Annotated in this window: 21 protein-coding genes and 1 riboswitch; of the genes, 19 read left to right on the top strand and 2 right to left on the bottom strand. The window is 47.7% G+C overall.

Annotated elements, in window-relative coordinates:
* Positions 1-16: 16 nt before the first annotated feature.
* Complete coding sequence (locus H8Z76_RS05800) at positions 17-697, bottom strand: energy-coupled thiamine transporter ThiT (protein ID WP_022516139.1); 681 nt, start codon at positions 695-697, stop codon at positions 17-19.
* A 40-nt stretch (positions 698-737) separates the two neighbouring features.
* Positions 738-836: riboswitch (TPP riboswitch) on the bottom strand.
* Between the two features lie 244 nt (positions 837-1,080).
* On the opposite strand from H8Z76_RS05800, the gene acpP reads away from it, so the two are divergent.
* The 16 genes from acpP (at position 1,081) to H8Z76_RS05720 (ending at position 14,641) form a co-directional block, all read left to right on the top strand.
* On the top strand, positions 1,081-1,314 hold the full coding sequence (gene acpP, locus H8Z76_RS05795) for an acyl carrier protein (protein WP_022516140.1): 234 nt from the start codon (positions 1,081-1,083) through the stop codon (positions 1,312-1,314).
* A gap of 3 nt (positions 1,315-1,317) precedes the next feature.
* On the top strand, positions 1,318-2,247 hold the full coding sequence (gene fabK / locus H8Z76_RS05790; protein WP_022516141.1) for an enoyl-[acyl-carrier-protein] reductase FabK: 930 nt from the start codon (positions 1,318-1,320) through the stop codon (positions 2,245-2,247).
* Positions 2,248-2,265: 18 nt separating this feature from the next.
* Entirely contained in the window at positions 2,266-3,180 is a 915-nt protein-coding gene (gene fabD, locus H8Z76_RS05785; protein WP_186981925.1) for an ACP S-malonyltransferase, read from the top strand.
* A complete protein-coding gene (gene fabG, locus H8Z76_RS05780; RefSeq protein WP_147618410.1) occupies positions 3,167-3,907 on the top strand; it encodes a 3-oxoacyl-[acyl-carrier-protein] reductase in 741 nt (246 codons plus the stop codon). Before fabD ends, fabG begins: the two co-directional genes overlap by 14 nt.
* A 34-nt stretch (positions 3,908-3,941) precedes the next feature.
* Positions 3,942-5,174, top strand: coding sequence for a beta-ketoacyl-ACP synthase II (gene fabF / locus H8Z76_RS05775; RefSeq protein WP_186981924.1), 1,233 nt, complete (start codon positions 3,942-3,944; stop codon positions 5,172-5,174).
* 43 nt (positions 5,175-5,217) lie between these two features.
* Complete coding sequence (fabZ, locus tag H8Z76_RS05770; protein WP_186981923.1) at positions 5,218-5,652, top strand: 3-hydroxyacyl-ACP dehydratase FabZ; 435 nt, start codon at positions 5,218-5,220, stop codon at positions 5,650-5,652.
* A gap of 1 nt (position 5,653) precedes the next feature.
* Positions 5,654-7,357 (top strand): acetyl-CoA carboxylase carboxyltransferase subunit alpha, encoded by a 1,704-nt coding sequence (locus tag H8Z76_RS05765; protein ID WP_147618409.1) that lies wholly within the window; start codon positions 5,654-5,656, stop codon positions 7,355-7,357.
* Positions 7,358-7,378: 21 nt separating this feature from the next.
* Entirely contained in the window at positions 7,379-8,350 is a 972-nt protein-coding gene (locus H8Z76_RS05760) for a beta-ketoacyl-ACP synthase III (protein ID WP_147618408.1), read from the top strand.
* Positions 8,351-8,363: 13 nt separating this feature from the next.
* On the top strand, positions 8,364-8,837 hold the full coding sequence (locus H8Z76_RS05755; protein WP_022516148.1) for a MarR family winged helix-turn-helix transcriptional regulator: 474 nt from the start codon (positions 8,364-8,366) through the stop codon (positions 8,835-8,837).
* 176 nt (positions 8,838-9,013) lie between these two features.
* Entirely contained in the window at positions 9,014-9,406 is a 393-nt protein-coding gene (locus H8Z76_RS05750) for a hypothetical protein (RefSeq protein WP_186981922.1), read from the top strand.
* A gap of 24 nt (positions 9,407-9,430) precedes the next feature.
* Positions 9,431-10,027, top strand: coding sequence for an HD domain-containing protein (locus H8Z76_RS05745; RefSeq protein WP_186981921.1), 597 nt, complete (start codon positions 9,431-9,433; stop codon positions 10,025-10,027).
* A 197-nt stretch (positions 10,028-10,224) separates the two neighbouring features.
* Complete coding sequence (gene gdhA, locus H8Z76_RS05740) at positions 10,225-11,559, top strand: NADP-specific glutamate dehydrogenase (RefSeq protein ID WP_022516151.1); 1,335 nt, start codon at positions 10,225-10,227, stop codon at positions 11,557-11,559.
* 253 nt (positions 11,560-11,812) lie between these two features.
* Positions 11,813-12,061 carry a type II toxin-antitoxin system prevent-host-death family antitoxin gene (locus tag H8Z76_RS05735; RefSeq protein WP_186981920.1) on the top strand — a complete coding sequence of 83 codons (249 nt, stop codon included), beginning with the start codon at positions 11,813-11,815 and terminating at the stop codon, positions 12,059-12,061.
* Between the two features lie 3 nt (positions 12,062-12,064).
* Positions 12,065-12,361 (top strand): type II toxin-antitoxin system RelE/ParE family toxin, encoded by a 297-nt coding sequence (locus H8Z76_RS05730; protein ID WP_186981919.1) that lies wholly within the window; start codon positions 12,065-12,067, stop codon positions 12,359-12,361.
* A gap of 303 nt (positions 12,362-12,664) precedes the next feature.
* Positions 12,665-13,663: a hypothetical protein gene (locus tag H8Z76_RS05725; protein WP_186981918.1), complete on the top strand. Its 999-nt coding sequence runs from the start codon at positions 12,665-12,667 to the stop codon at positions 13,661-13,663.
* Positions 13,664-13,678: 15 nt separating this feature from the next.
* Complete coding sequence (locus H8Z76_RS05720; protein WP_022516152.1) at positions 13,679-14,641, top strand: DUF1848 domain-containing protein; 963 nt, start codon at positions 13,679-13,681, stop codon at positions 14,639-14,641.
* 50 nt (positions 14,642-14,691) lie between these two features.
* Here H8Z76_RS05720 and H8Z76_RS05715 read toward each other — a convergent pair whose 3' ends face one another.
* Positions 14,692-15,624 (bottom strand): helix-turn-helix transcriptional regulator, encoded by a 933-nt coding sequence (locus H8Z76_RS05715; RefSeq protein ID WP_186982008.1) that lies wholly within the window; start codon positions 15,622-15,624, stop codon positions 14,692-14,694.
* A 220-nt stretch (positions 15,625-15,844) separates the two neighbouring features.
* On the opposite strand from H8Z76_RS05715, the gene H8Z76_RS05710 reads away from it, so the two are divergent.
* From H8Z76_RS05710 to H8Z76_RS05700, 3 genes are read left to right on the top strand one after another with little or no spacing between them, the layout of a single operon-like run.
* Positions 15,845-16,450, top strand: a complete 606-nt coding sequence (locus tag H8Z76_RS05710; protein WP_022516154.1) for an MptD family putative ECF transporter S component — start codon at positions 15,845-15,847, stop codon at positions 16,448-16,450.
* Complete coding sequence (locus H8Z76_RS05705; RefSeq protein WP_147618201.1) at positions 16,447-17,166, top strand: energy-coupling factor transporter transmembrane component T; 720 nt, start codon at positions 16,447-16,449, stop codon at positions 17,164-17,166. The genes H8Z76_RS05710 and H8Z76_RS05705 overlap by 4 nt, the downstream gene beginning before the upstream one ends.
* The gene (locus H8Z76_RS05700; RefSeq protein ID WP_186982007.1) at positions 17,166-18,638 is read left to right on the top strand and encodes an ABC transporter ATP-binding protein; all 1,473 of its coding nucleotides are present in this window, start codon (positions 17,166-17,168) and stop codon (positions 18,636-18,638) included. Before H8Z76_RS05705 ends, H8Z76_RS05700 begins: the two co-directional genes overlap by 1 nt.

Here is an 18,638-nt window from a genome sequence, read left to right as displayed (position 1 = left end):
AGCATTTATTCATTTATTATTCCAGTACCATCCGTTTTACACGGGCAAGCGCGTTCTGAACCGGTGGGATCGCAATGATGATCAGTGTGATACCGCCTTCGGTCAAAAGATAAGCGCCGTTGTAAACCAGTGAGTAGACCGGAGCGCTCATGTTATAGTCTGCGGCGTAAGCGCCGAAGAAAATAAGACCGGACAGGAAAGCAAAGAAATATCTGCCGAGTACACCTGCGATATAGCCGAGGATCAGACCGTGTTTCTTTTTATAGAAGAAACCGGAGATACCGAGCGCGCCAAAGGCTAGCGGATAATCCACAAGCATCTGCGGGATCGTGTAAAAGATCGGTTCTAAGACGAACTGGAGCAGACCATAGGCAACTGCGGCGGTAATGCCGACCTTCGGGCCGTACCAATAGCCGATCAGTACGATAAAAAGCATGGAAAGCAGTGTAACAGAACCGCCCATCGGCAGATCAAACAGTTTGATCATCGAGGTGACGATCGCAAGCGCCATAGCGGCGGCAGAGCATACAAGCTGCTTGGTCGTGATCCGTGCCGTCCGTTTTTCGGTTTTACGCATTAATAAAGATGCGATCAGTAAAACAGCGATAACCGCGATGACCAGAATCAGACCAACGGTCGTCAGTTTTACCGCGTCGTCGCCCCAGACATCGGTCGGGGCAGCAAAAAAGTTATTCATAAAAAAGCCTCCTTGGTATGTATTCATGTAATTTGCCAGGGAGGAGATCTGTTTGCTTCCTTACGCCGGTATTATCCGGTTCAAGTATTAAGGGTCGATATCTTGATATCTCTCAGCATAAGCACCCCCAGCAGATTATACGATTTTTAGCAGTAACTACAATAGCATCTTTTTGGTGGAACGTCAAGTAAAGAGCGGTTTTTCGCCCGCTTTTTTCGTAAGGTTTTAAAGGTGTGTTGGAAAATATTTCAAAAATTAAGTTGACAGATCGGCATAAATGACATATAGTTTGATAAGCAAATAGTTTGACAATCAAAATACTTGAAAAGCAAACAAATGCAAAAAAAGAAAGAGAAAGATAACAAAAAAGGAGAATACATATTATGTTAGAAAAATTAGCAGCAGTGATCAGAGAGCAGTTAAACTTAGAGGACGTTGAAATCACAGAAAAATCCAACTTCAAGGATGATCTTGGAGCAGATTCCCTGGACTTATTTGAACTGGTAATGTCTCTGGAAGAAGAATTCGGTGTTGAGATCCCGTCTGAAGATTTAGAGAAGATCGCAACCGTTGGTGATGTTGTAAATTACTTAAAAGAGCACGGTGTTGAGGAATAAAAAATGAAAACAAGAGTGACAGAACTTCTTGGAATCGAATATCCGGTCATTCAGGGAGGTATGGCGTGGGTGGCAGAACATAAACTCGCGGCAGCCGTTGCGGATGCCGGCGGACTTGGACTGATCGGCGCGGCAAGTGCTCCGCCGGAAGTCGTAAGAGAAGAGATCCGCAAGGCGAAGGAACTGACGGATAAGCCGTTTGGCGTCAATGTCATGCTGTTAAACCCGAATGCGGAGGAAGTGGCAAAGATCGTTGTGGAGGAAGGCGTGAAGGTCGTTACGACCGGCGCCGGAAACCCGGCAAAATTCATGAAGCTGTGGAAAGACAACGGTGTGAAAGTCATTCCGGTCGTTGCGAGCGTTGCCATGGCAAAGATGATGGAGCGCGCCGGCGCGGATGCGATCGTCGCGGAAGGCATGGAATCCGGCGGACATATCGGGGCACAGACCACAATGACATTAGTGCCGCAGGTTGTTGACGCAGTAAATATTCCGGTCGTTGCGGCAGGTGGTATCGCGGATGGCAGAGGATTTGCGGCAGCCCGCATGCTCGGCGCGGAAGCAGTCCAGATGGGAACCGCGTTTGTTGTCGCGAAAGAATCTATTGTACATGAAAACTACAAGCAGCGCGTGATCAAGGCGAGAGATATTGATTCGGAAGTCACCGGAGCTTCCACCGGACATCCGATCCGTGTACTGCGCAACAAGATGACCAGAGAATATCTGAAAAAAGAAGAAGAGGGAGCTTCTTTTGAGGAACTTGAGCTTCTGACCCTCGGTTCCCTGCGCAAGGCAGTGATGGAAGGAGATGTCGTGAACGGAAGTGTCATGGCAGGTCAGATCGCGGGTCTGATCCATGAGGAAAAGACCTGTAAGGAGATTATCGAAGGTATGATGAAGGAGGCCGAAGCGTTACTTGGCGCCAAGGCATAATGGCAAGGAGTAGATAAAATGGGAAAAACAGTATTTATGTTTCCGGGACAGGGTGCGCAGTATGTGGGCATGGGAAAAGAGTTTTACGATACGATCCCGGCGTGCAAAGAAGTTTATGAACTGGCATCCAAAGCATCCGGGCTGGATGTGGCGGCATTGTGTTTCGAGGAAAATGACAGATTAAATATTACAGAGTATACACAGATCGCCATGCTTGCTACGGAAGCGGCATTGTATACCGCGTTGAAAGAGGCAGGTAAGACCTGTGATGTGACAGCGGGATTAAGCCTTGGTGAGTACGGAGCGCTGATCGCGTCCGGAGCGTTTTCCATGGAAGATGCGTTTCGTGTGGTAAGAAAACGTGGAATCTACATGCAGGAGGCATATCCGACCGGCGGGGCAATGTCCGCGGTACTTGCGCTGGACGCAGAGACGATCGAAAAGATTTGTGAGGAGACCGAAGGGATCGTTTCCATCGCAAACTATAACTGCCCGGGACAGATCGTGATCACCGGAGAGAAAGAAGCAGTGGACGCGGCTGGCGAGCAGTTAAAAGAAGCCGGCGCAAAGCGTGTCGTGCCGCTTAAAGTAAGCGGACCGTTCCATTCCGCGCTTCTTTCCGGAGCAGGGGAAAAGCTTGGAGCAGAGTTAAAGGATGTCACGGTAAATGACATTGTGGTTCCGTACCTTGCAAATGTGACAGCAGATTATGTGAAGGATAAAAATGAGGTAAAACCTCTGCTGGAAAAACAGGTATCCTCCTCCGTACGCTGGCAGCAGACGATCGAGCGCCTGATCGCGGACGGCTGTGATGAATTTGTAGAGATCGGGCCGGGACATACACTCTCCGGTTTCATGAAAAAGATCGACCGTAACGTGAAGACCTGTAACATCGATAAAATGGAGGACTTTAAAGCCTATGTTGAGCAGTAAAAATGCGCTGGTCACCGGAGCATCCCGGGGGATCGGAAGAGCGATCGCCTTAGAGTTGGCAAAGCGGGGGGCATTTGTTATCGTGAATTATAACGGCTCGAAGGAGAAAGCGGAGGAGACAGTCGCAGAGATCAGAAAAAACGGCGGCGAAGCGGTTTCCTATGGATGCAATGTCTCCGATGATGCGGCGTGTGGGGAAATGATAAAGGCGCTCATCAAAGAGTACGGACATATCGACATCCTTGTCAACAATGCGGGCATCACAAGAGACAATCTGCTCATGAAGATGTCGGAACAGGAATTTTCAGATGTCATTGACACGAACTTAAAGGGAACGTTTCATACGATCAAACATCTTTCCCGTCAGTTCTTAAAGCAGAGAAGCGGCAGGATCATCAATATTTCTTCCGTTTCCGGGATCCTTGGCAATGCGGGGCAGGCGAATTACAGCGCGTCAAAAGCGGGCGTGATAGGACTGACCAAGAGCGTTGCGCGAGAACTGGCATCCCGTGGCATCACGGCAAACGCGATCGCACCGGGTGTGATCGCCACAGATATGACCGAAGTTTTAAGCGACGGCGTGAAGGAGTCCTTAAAGGAGCGCGTGCCGCTCGGACATATCGGGGCGCCGGAAGATATCGCGAAGGCAGTGGCATTTTTAGCATCCGATGATGCGGCGTATATCACGGGACAGGTGCTTGCGGTAGACGGCGGAATGTCGATGTAATGGAGCAGAATAGCAGGAAGGAAAGGAAGTTTTTATGAGCAGAAGAGTAGTAGTGACCGGCATGGGTGCGATCACCCCGATCGGTTTGAACATAGAGGAGTTTTGGGCTGGCGTCAAAGAAGGAAAGATCGGTTTTGACGAGATCACACATTTTGACACGACAGATTACAAATGCAAGCTTGCGGCAGAAGTAAAAGGATTTGATCCGAAGGAGTTTATGGATTTCCGTTCCGCAAAGCGTATGGAGCCGTTTTCCCAGTATGCAGTGGCTGCGACAAAGGAAGCGATCGAAGACGCAGGGCTTGATATGGAAAAGGAAGATCCGTACCGCGTGGGCTGCGCGATCGGCTCCGGTGTCGGAAGTTTGCAGGCGATCGAGCGGGAATACAAAAAACTGCTTGAAAAAGGACCATCCAGAGTAAATCCGCTTTTAGTTCCGATGATGATCTCCAACATGGCAGCAGGAAATGTTTCCATTCAGTTCGGACTCAAAGGAAAGAGCTTAAATGTGGTAACGGCGTGCGCGACCGGAACAAACTCCATCGGAGAAGCATTCCGTACGATCCAGTACGGGGATGCGGATGTGATGATGAGCGGTGGTACGGAAGGATCTGTAACACCGATCGGAATTGCGGGATTTACAGCGCTGACCGCATTATCCACAGAGACCGATAAGACAAAATGCTCACTTCCGTTTGATAAGAACCGCAGCGGTTTTGTCATGGGTGAAGGTGCGGCAGTAGTTGTTTTAGAGGAACTCGAGCATGCAAAGAAAAGAGGAGCAAAGATCTACGCGGAAGTGGTAGGTTACGGATGCAGCAGTGACGCATATCACATCACTTCCCCGGAAGAAGACGGATCCGGCGCTGCAAAGGCAATGGAAAACGCGGTTGCTGACGCAGGGATCGCGAAAGAAGAAATTACTTATATAAATGCGCACGGAACCGGAACACATCACAACGATCTGTTCGAGACACGCGCGATCAAAAAGGCGTTTGGGGAACACGCAAAGGACATCCATATCAATTCCACAAAATCCATGGTTGGACATCTGCTTGGGGCAGCAGGTGCGCTGGAATTTGTTACCTGCGTAAAAGAGTTAGAGGAAGGTTACATCCACAAAACGGTTGGTTATACGACACCGGATGAGGAGATCGATCTGGATTACTGCAAAGAGCCATACGAGGAAGATTTTACTTACGCACTCAGCAATTCCCTCGGATTTGGCGGTCATAACTCCAGTATTTTGTTAAAGAAATATCAGTAGGAAGTTTGGGAGAAGGTTTTAGATAGAGAAAGGAAGCATCCATATGTCCGTATTGACGACAAAGCAGATTATGGAAATCATTCCGCACAGACAGCCATTTCTTCTGATCGATACGATCGAAGAACTTGAGATCGGAACGCGTGCGGTCGGAAAAAAATGTGTCAGCTACAATGAGCCGTTTTTCGCAGGGCATTTTCCGGGGGAACCGGTGATGCCGGGCGTGCTCATTATCGAAGCACTTGCACAGACCGGAGCGGTCGCGATTTTAAGTGAAGAGGAAAACAGGGGAAAGACCGCGTATTTTGCGGGCATCAGCCAGGCAAAGTTCAAAAAGAAAGTGGTTCCTGGAGATGTGCTTACACTGGAAACTGAGATCATAAAACGAAAAGGACCAATCGGTGTCGGAAAGGCAGCGGCTTACGTCGATGGAAAACTTGCCGCTTCGGCAGAATTGGTATTTGCAATTAGTGGAGAATAAAATGGAGAGTTTGTTAGGAAAAATCAGACAGAAAAAGGAAATCAAAGCAGAATTAAAACAGGAAGCAAAGCCGGAAACCGTAGACTGTAAGGCGTGCGGGAAAAAGGTAGACCGCGCGGAAGCGATCAGACGGCTCTATGTATGCCCGGAGTGCGGCGGATATTTCCGTGTCAATGCCAAAAACCGTATCAAAATGGTGGCGGATACCGGAAGCTTTACCTCCTGGTTTGACGACATTGAAGGTGGAAATCCGCTCGGATTCCCGGGATATGAGGAAAAACTGCACGCAGTGCAGGAAAAAACGGGCTTAAAAGAAGGCGTTGTCATCGGAAAAGCCCAGATCTACGGGGAGGATACGGTGCTTGGTGTGGTAGATGCCAGATTTTTAATGGGAAGCATGGGTCATGTAGTTGGAGAAAAAATTGCGGCGGCAGTAGAGCGCGCGACGGAAGAAAAACTTCCGGTCATCTTATTCTGCTGTTCCGGTGGTGCCAGAATGCAGGAAGGTATCGTATCTTTGATGCAGATGGCGAAGACATCCGCAGCGTTAAAGAAACATTCAAAAGCCGGCCTTTTGTATATGCCGGTCTTAACGGATCCGACCACCGGCGGTATGACTGCCAGCTTTGCGATGCTTGGGGATATCATTTTAGCAGAGCCGAAAGCACTGATCGGTTTTGCCGGACCGCGTGTGATCGAGCAGACCATCGGACAGAAACTTCCGGCCGGATTCCAGCGTTCGGAGTTCCAGGTGGAGCATGGTTTTGTGGACCGCATCGTAGAAAGAAAAGACTTGAAGAAAACCTTATACGATATTTTAAAGCTGCATCATAAAAGAGAGGGCTTTGTCAATCTCGAAAAGAACGAACAGCTTTCCGCGGCTCCGAGCGAACTGATGCGTGAGCGTGCGGCGAAGACACCGCTTAAGGACGCCTGGGAAAAAGTAGAGATGGCGCGTAAAGTGAGCCGTATTTCTTCCGGGGAATACATCGAGGCAATCTTTGACGGATTTATGGAAATGCACGGAGACCGCTATTTCGGGGATGATCCGGCAATTCTCGGCGGTGTTGCCTATCTTGACGGACAGCCGGTTACCGTGATCGGTGTCCAGAAAGGAAAGGACTTAAAGGACTGCTTAAAGCACAATTATGGTATGCCGTCTCCGGAGGGCTACCGGAAAGCGCTGCGTCTGATGAAACAGGCAGAAAAATTCAACCGTCCGGTCATCACGTTTGTCAATACTTCCGGCGCGTTCTGTGGAATGGAAGCGGAGGAGCGTGGTCAGGCGGAAGCGATCGCCAGAAATCTGTATGAGATGTCTGCGTTAAAGGTACCGATCCTCTGTATGATGATCGGAGAAGGCGGAAGCGGTGGCGCGCTGGCATTGTCTGTCGGCAATGAAGTCTGGATGATGGAAAATGCGACTTATTCCGTGCTTTCGCCGGAAGGTTTTGCGTCGATCCTCTGGAAAGATTCCAAGCGCGCGAAAGAAGCTGCCGGTGTCATGAAGATCACAGCGCATGACTTGCATGAGCTTCACATCGTTGATAAAATTATTCCGGAATATGGAGGAGCAGACAGCAAGGCATTGGACTCCATTGCCCGCTATATGAAGGTAAACATCCGGGAATTTTTAGAAAGAGAATCCGGAAAGACCGGAGAAGAACTGGCAGAGGAAAGATACAGACGTTTCCGCGCCTTTTAACAACAGAGGAGACAAATCAATATGGCAATTAAAATATGTGGAACGGGAAGCTGTCTTCCCAGGCACTGTGTTTCCAATGATGATCTCAGCCGGATCATGGATACATCCGATGAATGGATCAGGAGCAGAACCGGGATAGAGACCCGCCATCTGGTTACGGAGGAGACGACAACGTTTCTTTCGACCGAGGCGGCAAAAAGCGCGCTTTCCGAGGCGAAGCTTGCACCGGAAGAGATCGATCTGATCCTGGCGGCAACGATCACGCCGGATCATGTGATCCCGTCGCTTGCCTGCGAGGTACAGCGGGAGCTTGGAGCGGTAAACGCGGTGGCATTCGATATCTGCGCCGCGTGTTCCGGATTTCTGTTTGCGTTAAATACGGCATATGCGTATTTAAAGAGCGGGCAGTACAAAAACGCGCTCGTGATCGGGGCGGAGACGCTTTCAAAGATCATGGACTGGGAAGACCGGTCAACCTGCGTTCTGTTCGGAGATGGAGCCGGAGCGGCGGTGATAAAAGAAGAACCTGGCGATGCGGGGATCAAAAGCCTTGTGCAGGGTTCTGACGGTGCGCGCGGCGAGGCACTCCTCTGCGATGGCAGACCGATCGTGAATCCTTATGTGGAACAGACAAAACCTGTACCGGCGTATGTACATATGGACGGGCAGGCAGTATATAAATTTGCGGTACGCACCGTACCGGATGTCATTTCCCGGGCAATCCGGGAGGCGGGAATCGAGCCGGATCAGGTAGATCATTTCGTCCTGCATCAGGCAAATATCCGTATTATTGAGTCGGTGGCAAAAAGACTGCACCAGCCGATTGAAAAATTTCCCGCAAATCTCCAAAAATGTGGTAATATATCAGCAGCAAGTGTGCCGATCCTTCTGGATGATCTGAACAAGAGCGGAAGGATAAAGAGGGGAGATACCATAGTCCTTGCGGGCTTTGGCGGAGGACTTACCTGGGGCGCTGCGGTACTTACCTGGTAGAGGAGAAAGATAAATGGGCAATAGAGAAGAAACACTGAGCAGATTGCTGGTATGGATCATGAAGGATATTATGGAGATTGAGTCAAAATCCTTAATAACCGGAGAATTCAAGGATATCACGACAAATGATATGCATGTGATCGAAGCCATCGGGATCGGGGAGCCCAAAAAGATGACGGAGATCGCCAGACAGTTGTCCATTACGACCGGGACGCTTACAAAGTCCATGAACGGTTTAGAAAAGAAGAGTTATGTAAACCGAAAACGAAGCGAAGAGGATAAACGTGTCGTGCAGATTTCCCTCACAGACAAAGGGGTGCGCGCTTATCATCACCATGAAAATTTTCATAAGATATTGATCGAGCGGGTGACACAGGGACTTTCCGAGGAGGAGATCCGTTTCCTCATCGACGTACTCGGTAAATTAAAGGATTCTTTCCAGATCAATTATAAGATCGGAGAGTTGATGAACGATATGTTTTCCTAAAGGAAACGTGTCGTGTGAGTTGTGGCAATAATTTTACAATATACAATACAATAATGAAGCAAGATGAGCGGCCTGAGTTGATGCAGACCGCTCATTTTGTCGGTCTTTGAGGAATTATTTATAATAATTTAATTTGTCCCAATAATCGGCGTGTGCTAAGATAAATATATAAAAGCATGGGACGGGAAGAAGCGGTAAAACATACGGTGGATACCTGCATCAGGGAAGGAATCCTGCGGGATTTCCTGTTAAAATACAGGGAGGAGGCCATAGCGATGTGTATCTTTGAATATGATGAGGAAGAGACCCTGCGCCAGCTGGGACAGCAGAGCTATGAGGAAGGCGTAGCAGCCGGGATCGAGCAGGGCAAGCTTGTTGGAGAGGAACAGGTGCGTATTCAGCTGATCTGCACAAAACTGAAAAAAGGGAAAAAACCGGAGGTGATCGCGGAGGAACTGGAAGAAGACTTTTCAAAAGTACAATCTATCTGTGAAGCAGCAGAGGCATTTGCGCCGGAGTATGACTGGAAAGCAGTATATGAAGCTTGCGTCCGGCAGAAAATAGGATAAGTGATAACTGGGAGAAGGAAAAAGATGGACAATGAGAGATTAGAGAAACAGTTTGATTTTTTCCGGGAGATCGACAAAGAAAAATTTATCGGAAGACAGACCTATCTCACCGATGGCGAGCGGAAGGAAAACGATGCGGAACATGCATGGCATATGGCGATCATGACCGTGTTGCTCGCGGAGTATGCCAATGAAAAAATAGATGTTTTAAAGACCGTTATGATGCTTTTGATCCATGATCTGGTCGAAATCGATGCGGGTGACACCTATGCTTATGATGAAGAGGGAAAAAAGACGCAGCGTGAGAGGGAGGAAAAAGCGGCAAAGCGCATTTTCGGCTTGCTTCCAGAAGAACAGGGCGAAAAACTGATGGCGCTGTGGGAAGAGTTTGAGGCATATGAGACGCCGGAAGCGAACTTTGCCCATACGATGGACAACATCCAGCCGGTCATGTTAAACGATGCCACAGACGGAAAGGCATGGCTGGAACATGGAGTGCATCTTTCCCAGATCCTTGGAAGAAACAAAAAGACGGCGGAAGGATCCGAAGAACTGTGGCAGTATGCCTATAAAAAAATGATCGCGCCAAATGCAGTGAAGGGACGGATCATCGAAGACTGAGAATGATTATTATAAACTGAAGTTTTTACCAACATAATCATATGGAATAATGCTGACAAAGAAGAAAGAAATAATAAAAAAAATCAGAAAAAACAAACAAAAACTGGTAGAAAAGCAGTTGCTATTTCGAAAAAAAACTAATAAAATAAAAATGTTGATGTATATAAATCAAAATTACATAAAGGAGATTAGAAAATATGAGCTACGTTGATGAAGTGCTCGAGAGAGTAAAAACAAAAAATGCGTCTGAACCGGAATTCCTTCAGGCTGTTGATGAAGTACTGGAATCTTTAAGACCGGTAATTGAAGCAAATGAGGAGAAATACCGCAAGGAAGCATTGTTAGAGAGACTGACAGAGCCGGACAGACAGTTCAAGTTCCGTGTGCCGTGGGTAGATGACAAGGGACAGGTTCAGGTGAACACCGGATACCGTGTACAGTTCAACAACTCCATTGGACCGTACAAGGGAGGTTTAAGACTTCATCCATCTGTAAATATTGGCATCATTAAATTCCTTGGATTTGAGCAGATCTTTAAAAACTCCCTGACCGGACTTCCGATCGGTGGTGGTAAAGGTGGTTCTGACTTCGATCCGAAGGGAAAATCTGACCGTGAAGTAATGGCATTCTGCCAGAGCTTTATGACAGAATTATGCAAATATATCGGAGCAGACGTTGACGTTCCTGCCGGAGATATCGGAACAGGTGCAAGAGAGATCGGCTACATGTTCGGACAGTACAAGAGAATCCGTGGAATGTATGAAGGCGTTCTGACCGGAAAGGGATTAAGCTACGGTGGATCCCTCGCTCGTACCGAAGCAACCGGATACGGACTTTTATACATGACAGAAGAATTATTAAAATGCCATGGCACAGACATCGCTGGAAAGACCATCGCTGTTTCCGGTGCCGGTAATGTTGCGATCTATGCGATCCAGAAAGCACAGCAGTTAGGCGGAAAGCCGGTTACCTGCTCTGATTCTACAGGCTGGATCTATGATCCGGAAGGAATCGACGTTGCATTATTAAAAGAAGTAAAAGAAGTAAAGAGAGCAAGACTTACTGAATACGCAGCTGCAAGACCAAGCGCACAGTATCATGAAGGCCGTGGCGTATGGAGCGTAAAATGCGATGTTGCTCTTCCGTGTGCAACACAGAACGAACTTGACATCGAAGACGCAAAACAGCTCGTTGCAAACGGATGCATGGCTGTATGCGAAGGTGCAAACATGCCGACAACCGAAGAAGCTACCAAATATCTTCAGGACAACAAGGTATTATTTGTTCCGGGTAAAGCTGCAAACGCAGGTGGTGTTGCTACATCCGCACTGGAAATGTCTCAGAACTCTGAGCGTTTAAGCTGGACCTTCGAAGAAGTAGATGCAAAATTAAAGGGCATCATGGTAAATATCTACCACAATATCGATGACGCTGCAAAACGTTATGGACAGGAAGGAAACTATGTTGCAGGTGCAAACATTGCCGGCTTCGAAAAAGTTGCTGATGCTATGCTGGCTCAGGGTGTTTGCTAATCTGTGAATACATAGCGAATTCGATTATAAGCGGAGAATGAGATTGACGTGCAAGACATTTTGAATTTCATATGATTTGTAAATAAGGGAAAGCACCTTGTAAACCATTTGTTTACAGGGTGCTTTCTGCATAGAGGACAAGAGTATAAAATTTAAAATTAGAAGCTGTAAAATTTCACGTTGAATTTTACAGCTTTCTTTCGTATAATGTATATAAATAAAGAAATTATATTAAGGAAAGGAAGTCGATTTTATGCCGAATATATTACCTGTATCAGATTTAAGAAATTATAATGAAGTACTGAAAAATTGTCAGATTGGAGAGCCTGTGTTTTTAACAAAAAATGGTAGAGGCAAGTTTGTGGTTATGGATATTGAGGATTATGAGCACGAGAGGGCTGAGAAAAAGCTGTTGATGAAGTTGCAGGAAGCAGAAGAAGCAGTTAAGGATGAAAGTGCCTGGATGAGTTTGGACGAACTGAAGAAATCTGTCGGGGTATAGCATATGATGAAATTACGGATTAACCCTATTGTGGTAGAGGACTTGAAGAATATTAAAGCGTATATTGCCGAAGACAGTGAAGAAATGGCAGTAAAAACCATTCAGGAGATATATGCTCGAATTGAGAACATACAGCAGTTTCCATATATGGGAGCGGATCTTGCTAAGAGGGTCAGCTTTCGGACGGATTATAAATATGTGATTTGTGGGAATTACGTTGTGCTGTATAAGATTGGAAAAGAGTATGTGGAGATTTACCGGGTGGTTAATCGGAATCAGGATATTACGAAGATATTCTAAAGAAAAAGCAAAATTTGAAAACTTTAGAGAGATTTTTTCGATAGTATCAGAAATTTTAGAAAGTGCAGAATAGTATATATTGGCAGTTTCATCTACATTTGATTAGATAATTTAATTGAAAAAATTGACAAATTATGAAAGATAGATAATAATAAAAAACTGACAGTTCCCTGAATTATGAGACTTTGATATTTACAAGCAAGTGCTATAGAATACATGGCAGCCATATAAAATAAAAATGAAAGGAATGTGTGGGAGAAACTCATGTTTTACCACACAGGGAATGATATGATACGGGAGTTTATGAAAAAATATTACAAGAAATTCAGAAATATTGCGTGTGCGCTGATGGTGGGAGTATCAGTCGTTGGAGTGGGAAATGTAGTATATGCGGATACAAGACCAGGAAGTTTAGACAATGCGATTGACGCTTTAAGAGAAGAAGGACTGTTGGATGAAGCTATTGCAAGTGGTGCTGTTTCGCAGGAGGCTGTAGCGAGGGAAGGATTGGCAGGAGGTGACACATCTACAACAACTAACACACCAGCAGAGGCACCTTCGGATTCAGGAGAAAGCGCATCATCTAGTACAACGGATACTTCTTCTGGAACGGTAACGACAGCACCGCCAAAACAGGAAAAGAAAAAGACCGAAGTAGTCATTACAGAATCGGAAGCATCGGGCAAATTTGTAACGACTACCGCAGTGGATCTGTATGATACAAACAAAAAGAGCAATAAGGTGTCTGCACTGGATGCAGGAACGATCGTGAGTATAACTGCAGAAACATCAAATGGTCTTTTCAAGACGGAAGATGGATATTACGTTGATAAGACAAAATGCGTAACGGTGGATGAATGGGAAGCTGGCTGGCAGGAGACAGAACGCACCGATGCGACCTGTACCGATGCTGGATCTGTTACATATAATAACGTTAACAATACAGAAATTACAAAAACAGATGAGATTCCGGCTCTTGGACATTCTTATGATGTGACGGATACAAAAGAGCCTACCTGCACAGAAAAAGGATCTACGACATATACCTGTGGCAGATGTGGCGATACTTATATTGAAGAAACAGACGCACTGGGACATCAGGAGGGAGACTGGACGATAGTGAAAGAACCTCGATTATTCAGTAAAGGCGAAAAAGTGATCAAGTGTACCGTGTGTGGTGAAGTACTTAAAACGGAAACCGTAGAGCAGACATGCCTGTTGCCTTTGCCGGTGGTCATTGCGATCGGTGTTGGGATTGTTGCAATTATCGCAGTTGTTGTATTAAAGAAAAAGAAAATTTGACAGGAAATAATCATCATGATCCTCAGCGTAAGCCGCAGAACAGACATCCCGAATTACTATTCCGAGTGGTTTTACAACCGGATAAAGGCTGGCTTTGTTTATGTCAGAAATCCGATGAATCCGCATCAGATCAGTAAAATAGACCTGTCGCCGGAGGTCGTGGACTGCATAGTGTTCTGGACGAAGAATCCGGAGCCGATGTTGGACAGGCTGGATGAACTGGCGGCATATCCGTACTATTTTCAGTTCACACTGACCGGATATGGAAAAGACATGGAGTGCGGCGTCCCGCACAAAAAAGAAAAAATGATCCCGGTGTTTCAGAGGCTGTCGGACAGGATCGGGAGCAGACGGGTGATCTGGCGGTATGACCCGATCCTGTTTACGGAAACTTATACGCCGGAGTATCATTTAAAAGCGTTTTCGCAGATCGCGGATGCGTTAAAGGGTTATACGCATAAGTGCGTGATCAGCTTTGTTGATATTTACGCGAAGAACAAAAAACAGATGGAAGAGCTCCATGCGTATGAATTAAAAGAGACGGATCTCATGGACTTTGCAGGAAAACTGAGTGAGATGGCAAAAAAGAACGGAATGACCGTGGCAAGCTGTGCGGAACATACAGATCTGACAGAATGCGGGATCGCGCCCGGCTGCTGTATCGAGAAAGCACTGGTCGAGGAACTTGCCGGTTATCCGATAAAAGCGGCAAAAGATAAAAATCAAAGACCCGCATGCGGCTGTGTGGAAAGCGTGGAAATCGGAACGTATGACACCTGTAAGAACGGCTGCAGATACTGTTACGCAAACGTGAGTAAAGAGCGTGTCCGCCAAAACTGTGAGAAGTATGATCCCAATGCGCCGCTACTCTGCGGGGTACTTAACGAAGAAGACAGGATTACGGAGCGGAAGGTAAAATCGTTAAAGGTAAGTCCGTCAAAAGAAGAACAGCTTAGTATCTTTGATCTGGAAAGATAACATAAAAAAATGCCCCGGGCAGATGAAAAATCAGCCTCCCGGGGCACATTTTATTTCTCCCTTGCCAGTTTCCGGTATTCCACCGGAAGGATCCCGGTGCTTTTGCGAAACAGTTCCGCAAAGCGGCTCGAGGTGGAATAACCGATCATCTCCGCGATCTGTCCCATGGAAAAATCCGTGTTGATCAACAGATGCTCCGCCTGACTCATCCGGCGCTGCTGGATATATTCCGTGATCGTACAGCCGGTCAGCTGCTTAAAGGATGATTTCAGCTTGGTCGTGCCCATGCAGGCGATCCTGGCGAGCCGGTCCAATGGAATCTCAAACGCATAATGGTCATTCAGATATGCGATGACATTTTCAAGCTGTGCCGTATCCTGTGCGGTCAGCTTTTTTTCTTTTCGGTGGGCGAGCTTCTTTTGTTCTTCGACTACAAGAGAAACCGCTTCCGCAACTTTGGCTTCATAGTAGAGACCGGCGGCGATCCCGCTGCCCCTGTAATTTTTCACTTCATAAAGTAACTTTGCCATGGCAGGAAAATCCATGGTCTGGTCAATTTCCTTAAAAGCGGTAAATGGGTTTACATAATCTCCCGGATACTGCTTTTTCATATAATCCTCATAGTAGGCGGGCATGATCTCGATCCCGATGGAACGGATGGGGATCCGCTTGTGGATCAGTGCTTTGTATGGTTCATAGCCGCCGATAAAAGTCTTGATGCAGCCGGCGGAAAGCCGCCGGTACGGAGAGAGCTCTTCTCCGGAGATCGATTCGTACTGCGTGATGCTAAGGCATTCCGGCATCGGAAATTCCAAAAAACAGTCTTCATAAAAAAGAAAATCATGGATCTTAATATCATAAAGATCTTTTTTGGCATAGATCCAGTAGGACCCCTCACCGACTTCCGGGGAAAGCGTCCAGCACTGCCCGACGGAGCGGACATTGGCAGATTCGTCTGCCGGAAGAAAATGATGGTCTGCCATAAGCGGCTCATAGCAGTCACTTAATATTTTGCTTTTCAAAAAGTAACCTCCTTGCAACGATGAGACGAACCTTTGCAACGAAAAGACGAAACTGCCAGTTTCGTATTGCGGTCCGCCTTTGAAATCAGTATCGTATAAGTGCGGTTAGCAGGAACTAATCACATATTAACAGAATGTGGGCAGATGGTCAATCGCCTGCGACAAGAGGAGGATATCTGATATGAGTAATCAAACAGCAAAGAGGGGACTTTCGGTCAAAGACCTGGTCACAATCGGTATTTTCACAGCGCTTATGCTGGTTTTTAGCATGGTGGGCGGGATCTTTTTCGCACCAAATCCGGTGCTCACCTTTTATATGCCGGTGGGGAGCGCAATACTGTGCGGACCTATCTATCTGTTACTGATCGCAAAAGTGAAAAAGCGTTTTGCGATAACGATTGTTGGCGCGCTGATCGGCATCATCTGGTTTGTGACCGGTATGCACTGGGCATTTGCGCTTGGAACGATCCTTATGGGGATCGTGGCGGATCTGGCTGCGGGGATCGGAGGATATGCCAGCCGGAAGATCAATGCGATCTCCTATATGCTCTACAGTCTCGGTGGAACCGGCTCCTATCTCGTCTTTTTTGCGGACCCGGACGGATGGGCAAAGACGATGCTTGGAAACGGAACGGAGCAGGGCTATATCGATACGATGCAGGCGACCGGAAACAGTGCCATTCTCGCAGTCATGCTGATCGGAACGCTGGCGGCGGCACTGATCAGCGCGGCAGTTGGCAGCAAAATGTTAAAAAAACAGTTTGAAAAAGCGGGTATCACGGCATGATCTGCAAAAACGGGAAAAAGAAGTTCCGGCTGGATCCGAGAACCAAGCTTTTTCTGATCCTGCTTTGTGTGCTGTCTTCCATGTCGGCACCGTCGCTTGCGTATCAGTTTGGGCTTGTGGTGCTTATCGCGCTGCTTGCGGCAGGCTTCGGCAAATGGGGCTATGCGGTGAAAGGTGTCATCGCCTATGCGCTGATCTGTTTTTTTACTGCGTGGATCATGCAGGAAATGACCGGGACGCTTCGGACAATGTTTGTGGCATTCCTTGGACTTTTACATAAGGTCTATGCCTGCGGTATGCTGGCAGGCGTGGTGCTTACCACGACAAAGGTCAGTGAATTTCTGTCGGCAATGAACCGGCTGCATGCACCGAAAAAACTGGTGATCCCGCTGGCGGTCATGCTGCGCTATCTGCCGACGGTCGGAGAGGACTGGCGGTATATTAAGGACGCCATGCGGATGCGGGACGTATTTCCGTCGGTCAGAGGATTTCTTACGGCTCCGGGCATGACGGTGGAATGCATTTATGTGCCGTTTATGATGGCGGCGTCGAAGGCGGCGGATGAACTCTCGATCGCAGCAGTCACACGGGGCATTGAAAATCCAAAGCCGCGCACCTGTCTGGTGCAGATCAGACTGGGGATCACGGATGCCGCCGCAGTGCTCTTGTTTTTGGGCTATTTTGCAGCGGGACTGTATCTGGGGAGGAGTATATGATGATAGAGATAAAATCCGTGTCACTGGATTATGGAGTGAAAGATCTGGATCTGACAATAAAAAAGGGAGAGTTTCTGCTGTTGTGCGGACGCAGCGGCTGTGGAAAAACAACAGTCACTCGTCTGATCAACGGCCTGATCCCGGAATTTTATCCGGCAGAGATGACAGGGAATGTACTCGTGGACGGAGAGCGTGTGCGGGATATGCCGATGTATCGGATCGCAGAGCGGGTCGGCTCGGTTTTTCAGAACCCGCGCACACAGTTTTTTAACGTGGACACAGACAGCGAGATTGCGTTTGGCATTGAAAACGAGGCGAGACCGCCGGAAGAATTGCGCGCGCGTGTGGAGCAGACGGGGAGAGAATTACAGATAGAAAAACTGCGCGGAAGAAATATTTTTGAACTTTCGGGCGGAGAAAAGCAAAAGATCGCGTTCGCGTCGGTGTATGCGATGAATCCGGAAATTTATCTGCTCGATGAGCCGTCCTCCAATCTGGATGTGGATACGATCGCGGAATTAAAACAGCATTTGCGCCTGATCAAGGCGCAGGGGAAGACTGTGATCGTGGCGGAACACAGGCTTTATTACCTGATGGATCTGGCAGACCGCATCGTATATCTGGAAAAAGGGCGGATCACCGGGATCTATACACCGGATGAGTTCCGGCAGATCCCGGACGAAACGAGAAAACAGATGGGGCTGCGCGCACTCGATCTCACAAAGGAAGTTCCTGTGTGTCCGCAAGATACGGACAGTGCAAAAAAAGAAAAGCCGGTGCTTGAGCTTCGGGAGGTATCCGTCTTTCGGAAAAAACAGCCGGTGCTTTCCGAAATCAGTTTTGCCGCAGCACGGGGAGAGGTCATAGCGGTCGTTGGTCACAATGGAGCCGGCAAGACGACATTCTCCCGGGCACTGTGTGGACTGCACAGGGAATGCGGCGGGACATTTTTCTGGGAGGGCGAGCCGCAGAATGCGAAAAAGAGACTTTCACTTTCCTATATGGTCATGCAGGATGTCAGTTACGAACTGTTTGCGGAGAGCGTGGAGGCGGAGTGCTCGTTTGGCATCAAAAATCCAGATCCGGCGTTGGTGGAACAGACGATGCAGGAGCTTGGTATCGCTCCGTTAAAAAAGCGGCATCCCAATACACTTTCCGGTGGTCAGAAACAGCGTGTGGCGGTCGCGGTCAGCATGATATGCAAAAAAGAACTTCTGGTGTTCGATGAACCGACCAGCGGACTGGATTATGACAGCATGGTACAGGTCGCGGGGCTTTTCGGCGCGCTTCGGGCGGCGGGAAAGCTCGTGTTTGTCGTGACGCATGATTATGAATTTGCCTGCCGCATCTGTACGCGGGTGCTGCATCTGGATCAGGGAAAACTTTTGGATGATCTTGCGGTAGAACCGGGAAATCTGGAAAAAATAAAGGAAATATTTTCCGTTACCGAAAAGGAAAAGAGGGGGGAGTAA

The sequence above is a fragment of the Roseburia yibonii genome (assembly GCF_014297335.1).
Taxonomy (GTDB): Bacteria; Bacillota; Clostridia; order Lachnospirales; family Lachnospiraceae; genus Roseburia_D; species Roseburia_D yibonii.
This window is presented reverse-complemented; position numbering and strand designations above follow the sequence as displayed.